The organism is Paenibacillus cremeus (assembly GCF_007786445.1).
GTDB classification, from domain to species: Bacteria; Bacillota; Bacilli; order Paenibacillales; family NBRC-103111; genus Paenibacillus_G; species Paenibacillus_G cremeus.
In genome coordinates, this window is record NZ_VNJI01000061.1 from 1 (window position 1) to 13,578 (window position 13,578).

At 45.0% G+C, this 13,578-nt stretch carries 12 protein-coding genes, 16 tRNA genes and 1 pseudogene; 26 read left to right on the top strand and 3 right to left on the bottom strand.

The genetic code is table 11. The annotated features are described in order from the left end of the window. The first annotated feature begins 359 nt into the window (after positions 1–359). From FPZ49_RS30485 to FPZ49_RS30500, 3 genes are all read left to right on the top strand, one after another. Positions 360–824 carry a MarR family winged helix-turn-helix transcriptional regulator gene (locus tag FPZ49_RS30485; RefSeq protein WP_186446194.1) on the top strand — a complete coding sequence of 155 codons (465 nt, stop codon included), beginning with the start codon at positions 360–362 and terminating at the stop codon, positions 822–824. A 178-nt stretch (positions 825–1,002) separates the two neighbouring features. Further along, positions 1,003–1,374, top strand: coding sequence for a VOC family protein (locus FPZ49_RS30495; protein WP_261381694.1), 372 nt, complete (start codon positions 1,003–1,005; stop codon positions 1,372–1,374). A 340-nt stretch (positions 1,375–1,714) separates the two neighbouring features. Further along, positions 1,715–2,575, top strand: a complete 861-nt coding sequence (locus tag FPZ49_RS30500) for an aldo/keto reductase (RefSeq protein ID WP_144854142.1) — start codon at positions 1,715–1,717, stop codon at positions 2,573–2,575. Positions 2,576–2,727: 152 nt separating this feature from the next. Here the strand turns inward: FPZ49_RS30500 and FPZ49_RS36170 are convergent, their stop codons facing one another. After that, positions 2,728–2,889, bottom strand: a complete 162-nt coding sequence (locus tag FPZ49_RS36170) for a hypothetical protein (protein WP_186446195.1) — start codon at positions 2,887–2,889, stop codon at positions 2,728–2,730. Between the two features lie 531 nt (positions 2,890–3,420). On the opposite strand from FPZ49_RS36170, the gene FPZ49_RS30505 reads away from it, so the two are divergent. Next, complete coding sequence (locus tag FPZ49_RS30505) at positions 3,421–3,600, top strand: hypothetical protein (protein ID WP_144854143.1); 180 nt, start codon at positions 3,421–3,423, stop codon at positions 3,598–3,600. Between the two features lie 462 nt (positions 3,601–4,062). On the opposite strand, the gene FPZ49_RS30510 is transcribed toward FPZ49_RS30505, so the two are convergent. Continuing rightward, on the bottom strand, positions 4,063–5,742 hold the full coding sequence (locus FPZ49_RS30510; RefSeq protein ID WP_144854144.1) for a ribonuclease J: 1,680 nt from the start codon (positions 5,740–5,742) through the stop codon (positions 4,063–4,065). 589 nt (positions 5,743–6,331) lie between these two features. On the opposite strand from FPZ49_RS30510, the gene FPZ49_RS30515 reads away from it, so the two are divergent. The 22 genes and pseudogenes from FPZ49_RS30515 (at position 6,332) to FPZ49_RS30620 (ending at position 11,914) form a co-directional block, all read left to right on the top strand. Then, a tRNA-Ala gene (locus tag FPZ49_RS30515) sits at positions 6,332–6,407 on the top strand. Positions 6,408–6,411: 4 nt separating this feature from the next. Continuing rightward, positions 6,412–6,487 (top strand) — tRNA-Asn (locus FPZ49_RS30520). 5 nt (positions 6,488–6,492) lie between these two features. Then, positions 6,493–6,580 (top strand) — tRNA-Ser (locus FPZ49_RS30525). Positions 6,581–6,600: 20 nt separating this feature from the next. Beyond that, a tRNA-Met gene (locus tag FPZ49_RS30530) sits at positions 6,601–6,674 on the top strand. 3 nt (positions 6,675–6,677) lie between these two features. Beyond that, a tRNA-Ser gene (locus tag FPZ49_RS30535) sits at positions 6,678–6,765 on the top strand. A gap of 5 nt (positions 6,766–6,770) precedes the next feature. Further along, positions 6,771–6,861, top strand: a tRNA-Ser gene (locus FPZ49_RS30540). A gap of 27 nt (positions 6,862–6,888) precedes the next feature. Further along, positions 6,889–6,964, top strand: a tRNA-Thr gene (locus FPZ49_RS30545). Positions 6,965–6,968: 4 nt separating this feature from the next. Then, positions 6,969–7,054 (top strand) — tRNA-Tyr (locus FPZ49_RS30550). Positions 7,055–7,080: 26 nt separating this feature from the next. Beyond that, positions 7,081–7,153: transfer RNA gene (locus tag FPZ49_RS30555), tRNA-His, on the top strand. A 93-nt stretch (positions 7,154–7,246) separates the two neighbouring features. Further along, positions 7,247–7,332: transfer RNA gene (locus FPZ49_RS30565), tRNA-Leu, on the top strand. A 12-nt stretch (positions 7,333–7,344) separates the two neighbouring features. Further along, positions 7,345–7,428, top strand: a tRNA-Leu gene (locus FPZ49_RS30570). 9 nt (positions 7,429–7,437) lie between these two features. After that, positions 7,438–7,509, top strand: a tRNA-Gly gene (locus tag FPZ49_RS30575). Positions 7,510–7,585: 76 nt separating this feature from the next. Beyond that, a tRNA-Arg gene (locus tag FPZ49_RS30580) sits at positions 7,586–7,659 on the top strand. A 9-nt stretch (positions 7,660–7,668) separates the two neighbouring features. Beyond that, a tRNA-OTHER gene (locus FPZ49_RS30585) sits at positions 7,669–7,747 on the top strand. A gap of 2 nt (positions 7,748–7,749) precedes the next feature. After that, positions 7,750–7,826: transfer RNA gene (locus FPZ49_RS30590), tRNA-Pro, on the top strand. Between the two features lie 13 nt (positions 7,827–7,839). Next, positions 7,840–7,910, top strand: a tRNA-Gly gene (locus FPZ49_RS30595). A 203-nt stretch (positions 7,911–8,113) separates the two neighbouring features. After that, positions 8,114–8,581: a DUF523 domain-containing protein gene (locus tag FPZ49_RS30600; RefSeq protein WP_144854178.1), complete on the top strand. Its 468-nt coding sequence runs from the start codon at positions 8,114–8,116 to the stop codon at positions 8,579–8,581. 336 nt (positions 8,582–8,917) lie between these two features. Beyond that, positions 8,918–9,427, top strand: a complete 510-nt coding sequence (locus tag FPZ49_RS30605) for a GNAT family N-acetyltransferase (protein ID WP_144854145.1) — start codon at positions 8,918–8,920, stop codon at positions 9,425–9,427. A gap of 31 nt (positions 9,428–9,458) precedes the next feature. Further along, positions 9,459–9,650, top strand: a pseudogene (locus FPZ49_RS37725) (nucleoside deaminase); the annotation flags it as partial. Between the two features lie 18 nt (positions 9,651–9,668). Continuing rightward, a complete protein-coding gene (locus tag FPZ49_RS37730) occupies positions 9,669–9,818 on the top strand; it encodes a hypothetical protein (RefSeq protein WP_391563886.1) in 150 nt (49 codons plus the stop codon). Positions 9,819–9,991: 173 nt separating this feature from the next. After that, a complete protein-coding gene (locus FPZ49_RS30615; protein ID WP_144854147.1) occupies positions 9,992–11,335 on the top strand; it encodes an FAD-dependent oxidoreductase in 1,344 nt (447 codons plus the stop codon). Positions 11,336–11,398: 63 nt separating this feature from the next. Beyond that, on the top strand, positions 11,399–11,914 hold the full coding sequence (locus FPZ49_RS30620; RefSeq protein WP_186446196.1) for a DinB family protein: 516 nt from the start codon (positions 11,399–11,401) through the stop codon (positions 11,912–11,914). Between the two features lie 141 nt (positions 11,915–12,055). Here the strand turns inward: FPZ49_RS30620 and FPZ49_RS30625 are convergent, their stop codons facing one another. Beyond that, positions 12,056–13,399 (bottom strand): ABC transporter substrate-binding protein, encoded by a 1,344-nt coding sequence (locus FPZ49_RS30625; protein WP_144854149.1) that lies wholly within the window; start codon positions 13,397–13,399, stop codon positions 12,056–12,058. Positions 13,400–13,578: the final 179 nt, after the last annotated feature.

The window sequence follows — 13,578 nt, forward strand, 5'->3', positions numbered from 1 at the left end:
TTCCGAGAAAACGTGGCTCACCACGTCCTGTATCTGCAACAGCAACAGAAATTGAATCTTTTGATACGTCTAAACCAACAAATTTTGTGTAATCCTTCATAATAGCGGCTCCTTTCGAATGTAACTCTGCATTTGGTTTTAGTAGAATCCACTACACATTGTTACCAAATGTAACCTACGCTAAGCGAATGGGGCCGCCTCGTTCATTATGACTAACGCGCAGTTACCAAGAAAGACAGGGAACCTCAAGATGCGACGACTAATATGGTGGAATTTTACATAAAATTAGTTGCAATAGCATCCTATATGGCATATTATAAAATTAGTTGCAATAACATCCTATTTAAGGAGAGAGTGAATTGAGCGATTGGAAACAACCTGATAAGGGCGTAACGGAATCGCACGGTCAATACATCTCAGCCATCTATCGCCACATGCAGATATTGATCTCAGCCGAGCTGGCGCCGTATCGAATCGGAAGCGGACAGTATATATTTTTGATGGCGATTGCTATTCAGCAGCCAATTACGCAGAAGGCGTTAAGCGAGAAGCTGCTCATTGACAAGACGACTACGGCCAAGGCGATTACCAAGTTGGAAGCAGAAGGATACGTACGGCGGGAAGCCGATCCCACCGATAACCGTTATCAGCTGCTCTATTTGACAGAATCGGGACGTGAGGTGGTTCCTAAGGTACAGGAAGCGCTGAGCCGCGTTAAGAACAAAACCCGGAAGGGCATTACCGATGAGGAATATGACTTGTTGGTAGACCTGCTTAGAACCGTGCTTCGCAATCTGAGCGAGCAAGAGGAGATGAAGAGATGAGCGGGTACAGAGGGGCAGGCTTGACCGAAGAGCTGTTGACTTGGGCTTGCGTTACTATGCAACCTCATCGGTTCGGAGGGCTTGAATTTTAGTTTATTTAAATACCGAGCCAGATGTCGTTCATGCCATTGAAATCGCGCGTTCCAAATATGATCAAATAAAATTTAGGAGGATGTAAATGATGATAGCAAATCCGTTTATCGTAGTGGACAATTGCAAAGACGAAATCAAGTATTATCAAGGCGTGTTTGGTGGCGAGATTGCCATTCTTCGCAAGCAAGGGGAAGAGGTGCTTAACGCGGACCTGCATGTCGAGGGGGGAACCCTTAAGTTTGCTGATACTCAAGTAGCAAAGCCGGTAATGAAAGGCGATTACGTGAGGGTTTTCTTGAGAATCGAGACGGAGGAGGCGTTCCAAAGGATCTACGGAGAGTTTGCGACCGGAGGAATTATTAATTCGGAAGCGTACGAAGCTCCGTTTAACGGGCTGCTGGCCATCGTTACCGACCGAAACGGCGTGTGTTGGGTGCTGTCCTACTATCGAACTTAATGCTGAGAAGTCGAGATGCGGAGTCTTCCTATTGGGGCGACTCTTTAGGAACTGGAACACGTATTGTTTCCACAGTTTCCACAGATCTCATTGCGCTAAGGTACGACACTTTCGCGATAGAACCGACCCATGAGGGTTTGCTGAACATTCGAAAATCCAGTAACGCTGTTGAAAAGAACTCATTAACATTTGGAGTCGAAAGTATAACTTTACCCAGCCGAATCAAGACATATTTGCTGATTTCAAGCTGAGAAAGGTGACCAGAACCTTTGAAAAAGTGGCGCATCTGTTCTAATATTAAACGGAGCAGCCTTGTATATTAAAAAAAGGAGTGCAATCCATGGAAAAACGTAAATACGGCAATACCGGTTTGGAGTTCCCTATATTAAGCTTTGGGGCACAACGCATTGTGGATGGCCATGATTGCAGTGAAGAAGAAGCAATCCACATCGTCAATCGTGCCATTGATGAGGGAATCACTTATTTTGATACGGCTCCAACCTACTCGGACGGACAATCCGAGGAGCGTTTGGGAAAGGCATTTGGTTCACGCAGAGACCAGGTATTTCTCGTTACCAAAACCACTAAACGCAGCAGAGACGAAGCGCTTCGAAGTTTGGAAGCAAGCCTAAAGCGGTTACAAACAGACTATATCGATGAATTCCGGCTGCACAGCGTGAAGAATTGGGAGGAAGTCGATCAAATTTTCGCCAATGACGGTGCTTTACAGGCATGCATTGAAGCCAAGGAGCAGGGATTGATTATTAGCGGACACCGGAATCCCAAAATTCAACTGGAGGCCATTAACCGCTTTCCTTTTGATAGCGCCTTGGTTCCGTTATCCGCTTTGGATCCGTTTATCTACAGCTTTGAGCATGAATTCTTGCCGACAGCGGTGGATAAAGGTGTTGCTGTAGTCGGGATGAAGGTTATGGGCATGGGGGCATTGGAACCATGGGCCGAAAAGGCACTCCGCTATACTTTCTCGTTGCCTATGTCTACAGCAATCTTAGGAATGTCTACTATGGAGCAGCTGGAAAAGAACCTCCAGGTTGCCCGTGACTTCCAGCCGATGACAGACGTGGAGAAACTGGAGTTCTTCAAAGAAATCATGCATCTCACAACCTTCGAGACAATGTTTTGGAAATCTAATGACCTTGGGAATCCGCAATCATGGGCACCACGCCAGGTAAGAGTATAACTCAACAAAAACCGGCGGTAATGTGAAATACCGTCTCGGACCAGCACCTAGGGGCGGCTTTTTCGGTCAGTTCAGTTGGACTAGAACAAATGCCGGATCCGATCAGGATCCGGCTATTTCGTTTTGTAGAAAAGTTCGTGTGGGCGGCCGGATTATTTCGGCTCTTGACCCAAAATGCCGAACAGGTTCGAAATTAATTCCGAACTCTTCTCACTATTCGAGCTTAGCGATTCATCAATCAACTGATGAATTGACTGCAATTCAATTTTAATTTCCGTCAACAAAGTCAGCAACTGCTCTTCAAACTCACTCATACCTCAACCTCCCAAAAGGACTTTCTATACAGTATGAAAGGAGCCCACATTCGTGATAACGGTTGTTAAGCTCCCATGAAAAAAATCCGTAGTATCAGAAAATGGCTGCACTAAAGAGGATGCAGTTCATACTTTCGTTTTGCAGAAAGGGAGATGCTCTAGATCACGATCGTGAAGGGTGAGGGGTATTTGTGCCTAGGCAAAGAAAAAGCCCCCCGTCCACCTTGTCAATGGAGGGGGTTGCGACGACCAGACACTGTCGTAGCGTCTCGTCGAAATTCCAGTTTAATGCCTCGAAGCTTCTGACCTTGTTGGGACAATACAATAGTATGATGTGTAAACACATGATTGCTGAAGTCTGGGATCATTGTTTGTTGCTCGAGCAGAAGAGCTCCTTAAGACAGCTCTCCTGTTTCGGTCTATAGGCCACGTCGATGAAGGATTCCTGCCTTCATTCAAACTAACGTTTATAAACTAGAAACAGGGACATAATAATCTTGTTAACTGTCAGGAAAGTGAGGTGCATGGTTCATGTCCAATAAAAAGAATTACTATTCATTCGAAGATCCATCCGGCACTGCAATTGAATATCGGGCCACCAGTATACAGCAGGCTATGGTTATCAAGAAGAAGTTGGCCTTAGACATGGGTATTTCCAAAGAGGCTTTTGAGTTGAAGAGCATCAGCAAAAATCGAAGCCTGGACATTTGATAAATTGTGATAATTGCTTAATCTCCAACGCATAAAAAGAACTGATTACTGGGCTGTCTTTAAAAACTGAAAAGCAGACTTTGACGAAATTGGCATATCAACGATTCCAAGAGGAATCGTTTTTTTGTTTGAGTGAGTGAGAACGGTAACTCTTCTTTAAAATACGCTGGGCATCCCACCGAAGCTCACATAGCGAATAATTACGCCGTTTCTCTATCACAATTCATATCCCGTAATAAATATGAAGAAGGATGGCAAAACGGTTCTCAAGCTTCAGTTAAGACATGCACTTTCTTCTGCACTTGGAGCGGGAATTTCGGTTGAATCGGCACTGCAGGAGGTATGAAAAATTCAACATACGATAAAAGACTGCCAACCTAGGGGAAAGGGATGGCAGCCTTTGGCCTTGGAGTCATCGACGGTTGTAATTAGAAATCTAGTCAAAAATTTTTATTCACTTCATTAAACTTGAATAATAATAGGCAAGATCATAGGTCTTCTTTTGATCTGTGCGTATAAATATTTACCAACAGCGTCTTTAATAGATTGCTTATATACACTCCATTGGTTGGTTTTCGCCTCTTTTATTTGTGTGATAGAACTTAATGCAATTTGCTGCAATTCCTTCAATAATCCCTCTGATTCCTTGACATATACGAATCCGCGAGAAATGACATCGATACTTGAAACCGTTTTGCCATCCGTATTACTAAGGGTTAGTACAAAAATCAATATTCCGTCTTCAGCTAAAACCTTCCGATCTCGTAATACGATATGGCCAACATCCCCAATACCCAGTCCGTCAACTAACGTATTTCCATTCGGGATATGACGCTCTTTACGAGCTTCCGAATTACTAAAGTCTACAACCTCACCGTTGTTGATTATAAAAATGTTATCTGGATCAACACCAACTGATTCAGCTAATATTCGGTGCTGATAGAGCATTCGGTATTCCCCGTGAATAGGGATAAAGTATCTTGGTTTCATTAATGTCAGCATGAGCTTTAATTCATCTTGACTTGCATGCCCGGAAACGTGCATCCCCGTCACGGCTCCCGATCCGTAAATGACTTTCACACCTCTCGCAAACAAGTTGTCTACAATACGAGCTACGTTACGTTCGTTACCAGGAATAGGTGTGGCAGCTAAAATGACGGTATCACCAGGGGAGACCTCGACTTGTCGGTGTGTACCGCTTGCTAAACGGGATAAGGCAGCCACGGGTTCCCCTTGACTACCCGTACATAGGATTACTAACTCGTTTGGAGCATAACGATTCACATCTTGAGCCTCAATCAACATGTCAGGAGGCATTCGCAAATAGCCAAGTTTTAAGGCGATATTTACGACATTGACCATGCTTCTTCCTAAAAGGGCAATTTTGCGGTTCGTTTTTTCAGTTGCAACAATGACTTGCTGTAGCCTGTTGACATTAGAAGCAAAGGTGGATAAAAATATTTTTCCTGTGGCCTTTGTAAATGATTCCTCTATATGATCGCCAACTAAGCGTTCAGACGGTGTGAATCCTGGCCGTTCAGCATTTGTACTTTCGGAGAGTAGTGCAAGCACACCCTTTTCCCCAATAGAGGCCATCTTATGTATATCTGCATATTGCTCGTTTACCGGTGTTAAATCAAATTTAAAATCGCCGGTATGCACGATCGTACCTTGCGGGGTATCAAAGACAATGCCCAGGCAATCAGGTATGCTGTGGTTCGTTCGAAAGAAGCTTATTTGAATGGCCCCAAAGGTTAGGCTCGAATTTGAATCAATCACATGCGTGGTTGTCGTGTTAAGAATCCCATGTTCTTTAAGCTTCACCTCAATAAGGCCAAGGGTGAGCAGTGTAGCATAAATTGGCATGTTCAACTGTTTGATGATATAGGGTATACCCCCGATATGATCCTCATGTCCATGGGTAATCACCAAGCCTCTTACTTTATCTTTATTTTCAAGTAAGTAGGAGATGTCAGGAATAATCAGATCTATTCCTAAAAGGCTTTCATCCGGAAATTTAGAACCGCAGTCGATAACGACAATATCATCGTTATACTGAATAACATACATATTCTTACCAATCTCATTTACACCGCCAAGAGCAACTATTGAAAGCTTATCCTGGTTTTGGATTTGCTCCAACTACAAAACCTCCAAACTAATGGAATTCAATGGATTTCGTACAGCTGCACAACGGAACCAAAGCTCTCAGTTTTCTTTATATTCTCCATACAGCAGCAGTTTTAATAATCGGAAAAAGTACTTGCCTTGCCTCCGGCGTTTGTGCTATATTCTTTTTCGCTGTCCAAGAACGGTGGCAGTAAGCCATAAGAAAAGTGATTGGATTTTAACTAAAAAAACCACTTGCACTCGAGCAAATAAGTATGATAAATTGTCACTCCGGCCACTGAAGAGCGGCATGTAGTTTTGAAAGGTGCACTGCCTTTCGATCTTGGTAAGAATGCCAAAAGCTGATGCTTGCATCGGCCGCAGCGCTCGTGCTACGATATCACTCCAGCCAGTAAAACGGCAGTGAATAATTGATTTGTTCCTTGAAAACTGGATAACGAAACAAGCAACAAAGCTGCATCTCGGCGCTGTCCAAATCCAGCTGCTTCGTTTCGAATCCAGTTTTCAGGGTGCAAGCCGCCTTGAATAACTACTTGATGTTTCCTGGCAGAAGCATCAACCACCCGTTTGGTGACGATGGTGCACCAATAAATAAAAGTTTGGGGCCATAGCTCAGCTGGGAGAGCGCCTGCCTTGCAAGCAGGAGGTCAGCGGTTCGATCCCGCTTGGCTCCACCAGTATTCCCTGATAGCTCAGTTGGTAGAGCACTCGACTGTTAATCGAGTTGTCACAGGTTCGAGTCCTGTTCGGGGAGCCATTCATGGAGAGGTGTCCGAGAGGCCGAAGGAGCACGATTGGAAATCGTGTAGGCGTGACAAGCGTCTCGAGGGTTCGAATCCCTCTTTCTCCGTTTGAAAGTGTAATCATTGTGGCGGCGTAGCTCAGCTGGCTAGAGCGTACGGTTCATACCCGTAAGGTCGGGGGTTCGATCCCCTCTGCCGCTATATGGAGAGATACCCAAGTGGCTCAAGGGGACCCTCTGCTAAGGGGTTAGACTGCGTAAGTGGTGCGAGGGTTCGAATCCCTCTCTCTCCGTTTTTGGAAAGGTACCCAAGTGGCCTAAGGGGGCTGACTCGAAATCAGCTAGGCGGCGCAAGCCGTGCGTGGGTTCGAATCCCACTCTTTCCGCCAGAATTCAGCTCCACCATTAATTTATTTGCCGCTGTAGCTCAATTGGTAGAGCAACTGACTTGTAATCAGTAGGTTGGGGGTTCAAGTCCTCTCGGCGGCACCATCACGGAGGCTTAGCGAAGTGGCCAAACGCAGCAGACTGTAAATCTGTTCTCGTACGAGTTCGGTGGTTCGAATCCATCAGCCTCCACCAGTTTTTATAGGGTCAAATTTAGCGCGGCGGTCGTGGCGAAGGGGTTAACGCACCGGATTGTGGCTCCGGCATTCGTGGGTTCAAGTCCCATCGATCGCCCTTTATTAATTAGCTCAGTTGGTAGAGCACCTGACTTTTAATCAGGGTGTCGTAGGTTTCGTCCTACATGGCTCATGTTTAATGATTTCATGCGCGGTTGTGGTGGAATGGCAGACACGCTATCTTGAGGGGGTAGTGGGTGTACGCCCGTGGAGGTTCGAATCCTCTCAACCGCACCAATAGTTGCATATGCGTTCGTGGCGGAATTGGCAGACGCGCTAGATTCAGGTTCTAGTGGGGTAACAGCCGTGGAGGTTCGAGTCCTCTCGAGCGCATTGATTTATGCGGAAGTGGCTCAGCGGTAGAGCATCGCCTTGCCAAGGCGAGGGTCGCGGGTTCGATTCCCGTCTTCCGCTTTTATTTTTAACTGGCGCCATAGCCAAGTAGTAACCCCCAGTTCGAGTCTGGGTGGTGCCTTAATATATATAATGTGTGCCCTTAGCTCAGCCGGATAGAGCGTTTGACTACGAATCAAAAGGTCGGGAGTTCGAATCTCTCAGGGCACGTAGTATTTAGCCGGTATGGCGGAATTGGCAGACGCGCGCGACTCAAATCGTGAGGGAAACCGTGGGGGTTCAAGTCCCTCTACCGGCATTCGGGACGTAGCTCAGCTTGGTAGAGCACCTGGTTTGGGACCAGGGGGTCGCATGTTCAAATCGTGTCGTCCCGACCACTTTTTTATAAATGCGGATGTAGTTCAATGGTAGAACTCCAGCCTTCCAAGCTGGTAGCGTGGGTTCGATTCCCATCATCCGCTTTTGAATAAGCTAAACAAGGACCTGCAGCACGTTGTGTAGGTCCCTTTTGTGTTTATACATGATAGCGGATTTTCCATCACTTGCTAAACGGCTCTCTGTGAAGCGAAAGAAATGGGCAATTACGGCAACATTTGATAAGATAAAAGCACCTACACTTGAAGGAAATTTCAACCTCACTTTGAACACATTTGGAGGGACTATGATGATTCTGATTAGTGCCTGTTTGGTGGGTTTAGCCACGACCTATGACGGGCGGGACAATTACCGTGAAGAAATCGCAAGCTTGCTCAAACAGGGGAAAGCGGTGCTTGTGTGTCCCGAGCAGTTGGGGGGATTGCCTACCCCTCGCAAACCGGCAGAGATTGTTGGGGGCAACGGGGCGGATGTATTGGACGGCAAAGCAAAAGTCATGACGGCCGATCATGATGAAGTAACGCAGGAATTTATCCGCGGTGCCGAACAAACTTTAAAAATCGCTCAAACCGTAAACGCAAAATATGCGGTTTTGAAAGAGTCCAGTCCTTCCTGCGGCAGTAACCTCATTTACGATGGTACGTACACAAAAAATAAGAAAGCGGGGTTCGGGGTGACTTCCGCGCTACTCCAACGCCACGGCATCGAAGTTTACTCGGAAATCAACTTTCAGTCGTTGCTGGATAAAATCAAGTAGCATCGGACAAGGATAAGCAAAGGTTTCCTGTGAATAAAGGCTGCCGCGATCCGACAATCGCTATGGTAAAGCGGTGTGACACCAATTAACCACTATTCAGTGGAGAAGATCGACGCTTCTCCTTTTTTCATTGAAGTAACAGGCATCGAGAGCGCCGTAACAACAGGCTGCCGGCATTACAACCGGCAGCTTCGTTGCGTTAACGCGCAGATAATCACCATAATATGGTATGATTTTACCGACCACATTCAATGACAAGAACACAAATGCCTTCTTGATTAAGGTCATACAGTAACATAAGGATGAACTTCTAACGTAATTGAGGTGGAGGAGTCAATGAACATTCGAGTTTTGGATGAGCCTGACGCAAGGTCATATCAAGAAATACGGTTAAGTGCCTTAAAAATCAATCCTGAGGCTTTTGGCTCGACTTATGAGAGAGAGGTGATATTTTCACTGGAAACTGTAATAGAGCGAATGAAGCCAACTAGGGATAAGTTTGTACTTGGAGCTTTTAATGACAATGGTTCGCTTGTTGGAATAGTTGCTTTTGTGCGAGAGAGCGGTCTAAAAACTGCTCATAAAGGTAATGTATTTGGGATGTATGTAGCACCAGAAATGAGGGGACAGGGTTTAGCGAAAACCTTAATGCTTGAACTGATTAGAAAAGCCAAAGATTGCGATGGACTGGAACAAATAAACTTAGCAGTTATATCCGAAAACGGCATCGCAAAAAAACTGTACAAGTCACTAGGATTCACGGTGTATGGCGTGGAGCATAACGCTTTGAAGTACAACGGACAGTATTTTGATGAAGATTTTATGGTTCTAAAGGTTTGGATTTAGACCGATATTTTCTTGAGTTGGCACTTGAAGGATTTTTACTAATTTAGACCCAACATGTCATGCAGAAATTGACGTCATAAGACAAGCTGTCCGAGAGTTGTTAGATCCGCTGTACAAAAACAAATGTACTATATATTCAACAGTCGAACCCTGTCCAATGTGTTCAGGGGCTTTAATCTTAGCCAATATTCATAGAGCGGTTTGGGCATTAAGCGATGAATATTTAGGGGCTATGAGAATCATGAAGCAAGGTAATCATTTTAGACACAAATTTGATAAAATTTCTGTTACAGCTATGCCCTATAAAGACTTAGCAATACGTTCACAAGAACTTCATCGGCAATGGGATGAACGGCGCGGCAAAAAATACATAGTAAGTGATATCATTTAAGTGTTTTTTGTAATAACGAATACGAGGCTGATGGTTAATTTAATCAACGTCTTCAATGAAAATTGATTGAAACTAAGATAACGACAGGAGTACATCAATATTACGGAGATGATATAGTTCAACCAGGCACGGTAAAAGCCCAGTTTTTTTAAATTGTTCACGGAGAGATACATATGAATCAACAAATAGGTTCCCACGCTATTGTAATTGGTTCTGGTATAGCTGGATTATGTACCGCTCAAGTTTTATGTCGTTACTTTAAAGAGGTAACCATACTAGAACGCGGTGCAGAACCACCACATGCTAGCGAGCCCAGAAAGGAAGTTCCTCAAGGATATCATCTCCATGCTTTACTCAAAGCAGGAGAACAAGCCTTGGAACAACTGTTTCCCGGCATCACACATGCTATGGTACAAGATGGATCTATTCGTATCAATGGCACAAAAGAACTTAAATGGTTTCATCACGGAGAATGGAAAAAGAGATTTGAAGGCGATATTTCTGTTCTTCTACAGAGTAGGCCTTTTTTAGAAGGTCATATTCGATTACAGGTGGAAAAGAATTCAAATGTCCGTATCCTATATACCATGAAGGCTGTACAACCCATACATGATGCAAGCCTGAACAAGATAATTGGAATCCAAGTACTGGATGGGGCTTCGCCTCAGTCAAATGATCTCTACTCGGATTTAGTGATTGATGCAAGTGGGTTTGGATCAATATTCCATCAATGGTTTACCCGTAATGGCTACAAATGTCCCGAAGAAAAAGTGAACATTGACCTTTGTTATGCCAGTCAAATCTACCAATTAGATGATACGAAGCGAAGAAACTGGTCTACTCTGTTGGTTTATCCTTCTGCACCAATGGAAAAAGTCGGCGGATCAATTTCTCGTATTGAAGGAAATCGTCATATCGTCACGTTAATGAGTTACGATAGTGACTTGTCTCATTCAGTTCAGCAAAACTTTATCAACATTACGAAGCACTTATCACAAGAGGATGTTTATATTAATCTCCAAGGAGCGAAAGCTCTATCGGAAATCAAGGTGTACAAGGTTCCGTATATCGTTCGTCACCGTTATGAGAAAGTGAAAAATCTTCCTCAGGGATTTCTATTTATTGGAGATGCTTTATGTAGATTTGATCCTGTTTTTGGACAGGGTATGTCCGCAGCCGCTTTGGAAGTGTTGGAGTTAGAAGATTGTCTCAAGCAGGAATGGAAAGAAACTAGGGGAATTTCAACTCACTTAACTAAGCATTTTTACAAAAAAGTATCCAAGGTAATTGACCCCGTATGGAAAATGATCCTCATTGAAGATTTCCGTTATGGGCATGTGACGGGGAAGAAACCAATAGGACTTTCTTTTTTACAATGGTATACTAAGCGAATATTTCAACGATCTTCTCAAAATACCGATATTTACAATGCATTTATTTATGTTATGAACTTATTACGTCCAGCAAGTACGCTTTTTTCCCCATCGATCCTTTATAAAACATTTCGCAGAATGTGAGTAATGACGAAGCCAATATTGAATTATTTGGCAGAATTCTTCAACAGAATGGAGAGGATTTGGATGTCGAACGATTCTTCGGCTATTATCAAGCAATACATGCGGAATCTGGACAGTTATTCAATAGAGCAGTTGCAATTTAAATGCAAAGAAGACGTATGGTCGGTCGGGCAAATGTATATCCACGTGATCGAAGTGGCGAAAGAGTACATCGAGCATATTGAAACATGCACCAAGGCTACACATGAAGAATTTGAATGCAAGACGGAAGACGGAACGAAGGCGTTTGCCGAAAAAGAATGGCCTAATATCCGTGTAAAACTTGAGCAACCGCCCAACTCGACAAGCAACCCCGAAAGCAAGGATGAAATCATAGCTGGCCTGGAGCAGGTGCTAGAGAAATTGGCTTACTGGGAGTGTTGCGTAGATGATGCGAATCCGGCTTGCAAGGTACGCCATGGCTGGTTTGGCTGGCTCAACGCGCGTGAATGGTTTGAGATGGTTGGTATGCACAGTAGGCACCATTTGCGCCAGAAAGCGAAGCTGGACGAGAAACTGGTGGAGGCTGGTATAAGATAGCCCGATTTGGTAAAGATTTTGCTCGCTTATGATTAGACTAACGGATTATGATAGCTGGCGATTGAAACGACCCATCGCTTATCTATTCGGATAACCGCAAACAAGCCCTCCCCAGCATATGCCGGGAAGGGCTTGTTTGTTTTACTTCTTCCCTTCGCTGTTATTCTTTTCAGCCACCGCTTTATCCATCTTCTCAGAGGCTTCCCTCAACGCCGTATTAATGTCGATCTTATCAATGACGACGCGGTTGAACGCTTCCTCCATCGTCGTTTTCAGCACATTGGGGTCCGCTCCTTTCAGATTCGGTTCACGCCTTGGCATGGCTGGTGCCGGAGGATCGTTGTACACGGCCTGCACATGCTTGCCCTTGAGCGCGGGAACATCTTGACCGAGAACTTCGAGGTTGACCGCGCCCTTTTTCAAGGAGGGCAATGTGGCGTCCTTCTTCGCGGCTTCCAGCTGCAGCTCATCTGAGAGCAGGTACTTAATGATTTGGAAGGAGATCTCTTTATTCTCGTTGGTCTTCGTTATGAACCAGTAGTTCGACCCCGCTTGGCTGCCTACCTTCGGGCTGCCGGGGAATTGAGGCATGGACACCATATCCCAATCCAGATCGGGTGGAAACGAAGGGAACTTATTAAACTGATTGATCGCCATCGCCACGTTGCCCTTCATAAAAGCCTGCTCTTCAATCGTCTGCGAGCGGCTCTTCGTATCGCGGTTGTTGCCTGCTATCTCATAGAATCGGGACAGGTTCGAAAACAGACGCTTCCACTGGTCGGAATCGGCCATTTTGTCCACCTTCGGATCCAAGTAAGGCAGCGAAATCTGATTATCCCTCAGCACTGCACTGATAAACGAGCTGAAGCCGCGATACTGTTGATCGCCTGTATTTCGGGTCATTTTCTTGGCCAGCTCGTACACCTCGTCCCAGGTCATGCCATCCTTCGGGTAAGGGACGCCAAAACGGTCAAATAAAGCCTTATTGTAGTACAGCACCTGAGCACCGGCCCACGGCATCGGCAATCCGTACAGCGTACCGGCTGGGGTCACATTCCTCAGATTGTCCATCAAAGCAGGCTCAAAGCGACTGATATCGTAATTATCCTTTTTGATTAATTCGGACATATCGTAGGCCAATCCGGTACCGATCAGAAACTGGTCAATCTGCGACGTATTCCCATACATGATGTCCGGATACGTACCCGATGCGACTAGATTGAGAATATCCAGATCCTTTTCCCGCGGCAAAAACTTCACCGTGACATTAGGAAATTTGGCGCGAATCCGATCCCCGTAGCGTTCATTAAATTTTTCCATACTGTCGTCGAATTGGGATTTAAACACCAGGGTGACCGGCTTCTTCATGTAATCGGCTTCCGCGGGCGCGCTGGCCGGAGCAGGCGCCTTGCTGCAAGCAGCAAGCGTAGAGCTAAGAAGCATTAGGACGGATAGCGGTAATACGATTTTCTTGGTTGAGTTCATAGGACCCCTCCTCTTTTTATAGAAAGCGCTTGCAAATAAATTATAAGGGGGATACTAGTAAATGGTAAAGATTGTAGTTTTAGGTCAGCTTGTGTATTCTTTGCATTAGATTGTGTATTTTTTAGAGTTACGAACAATTTACGGCTTTCTTCCTCAACGAGCTTTATATTACAGCGGGC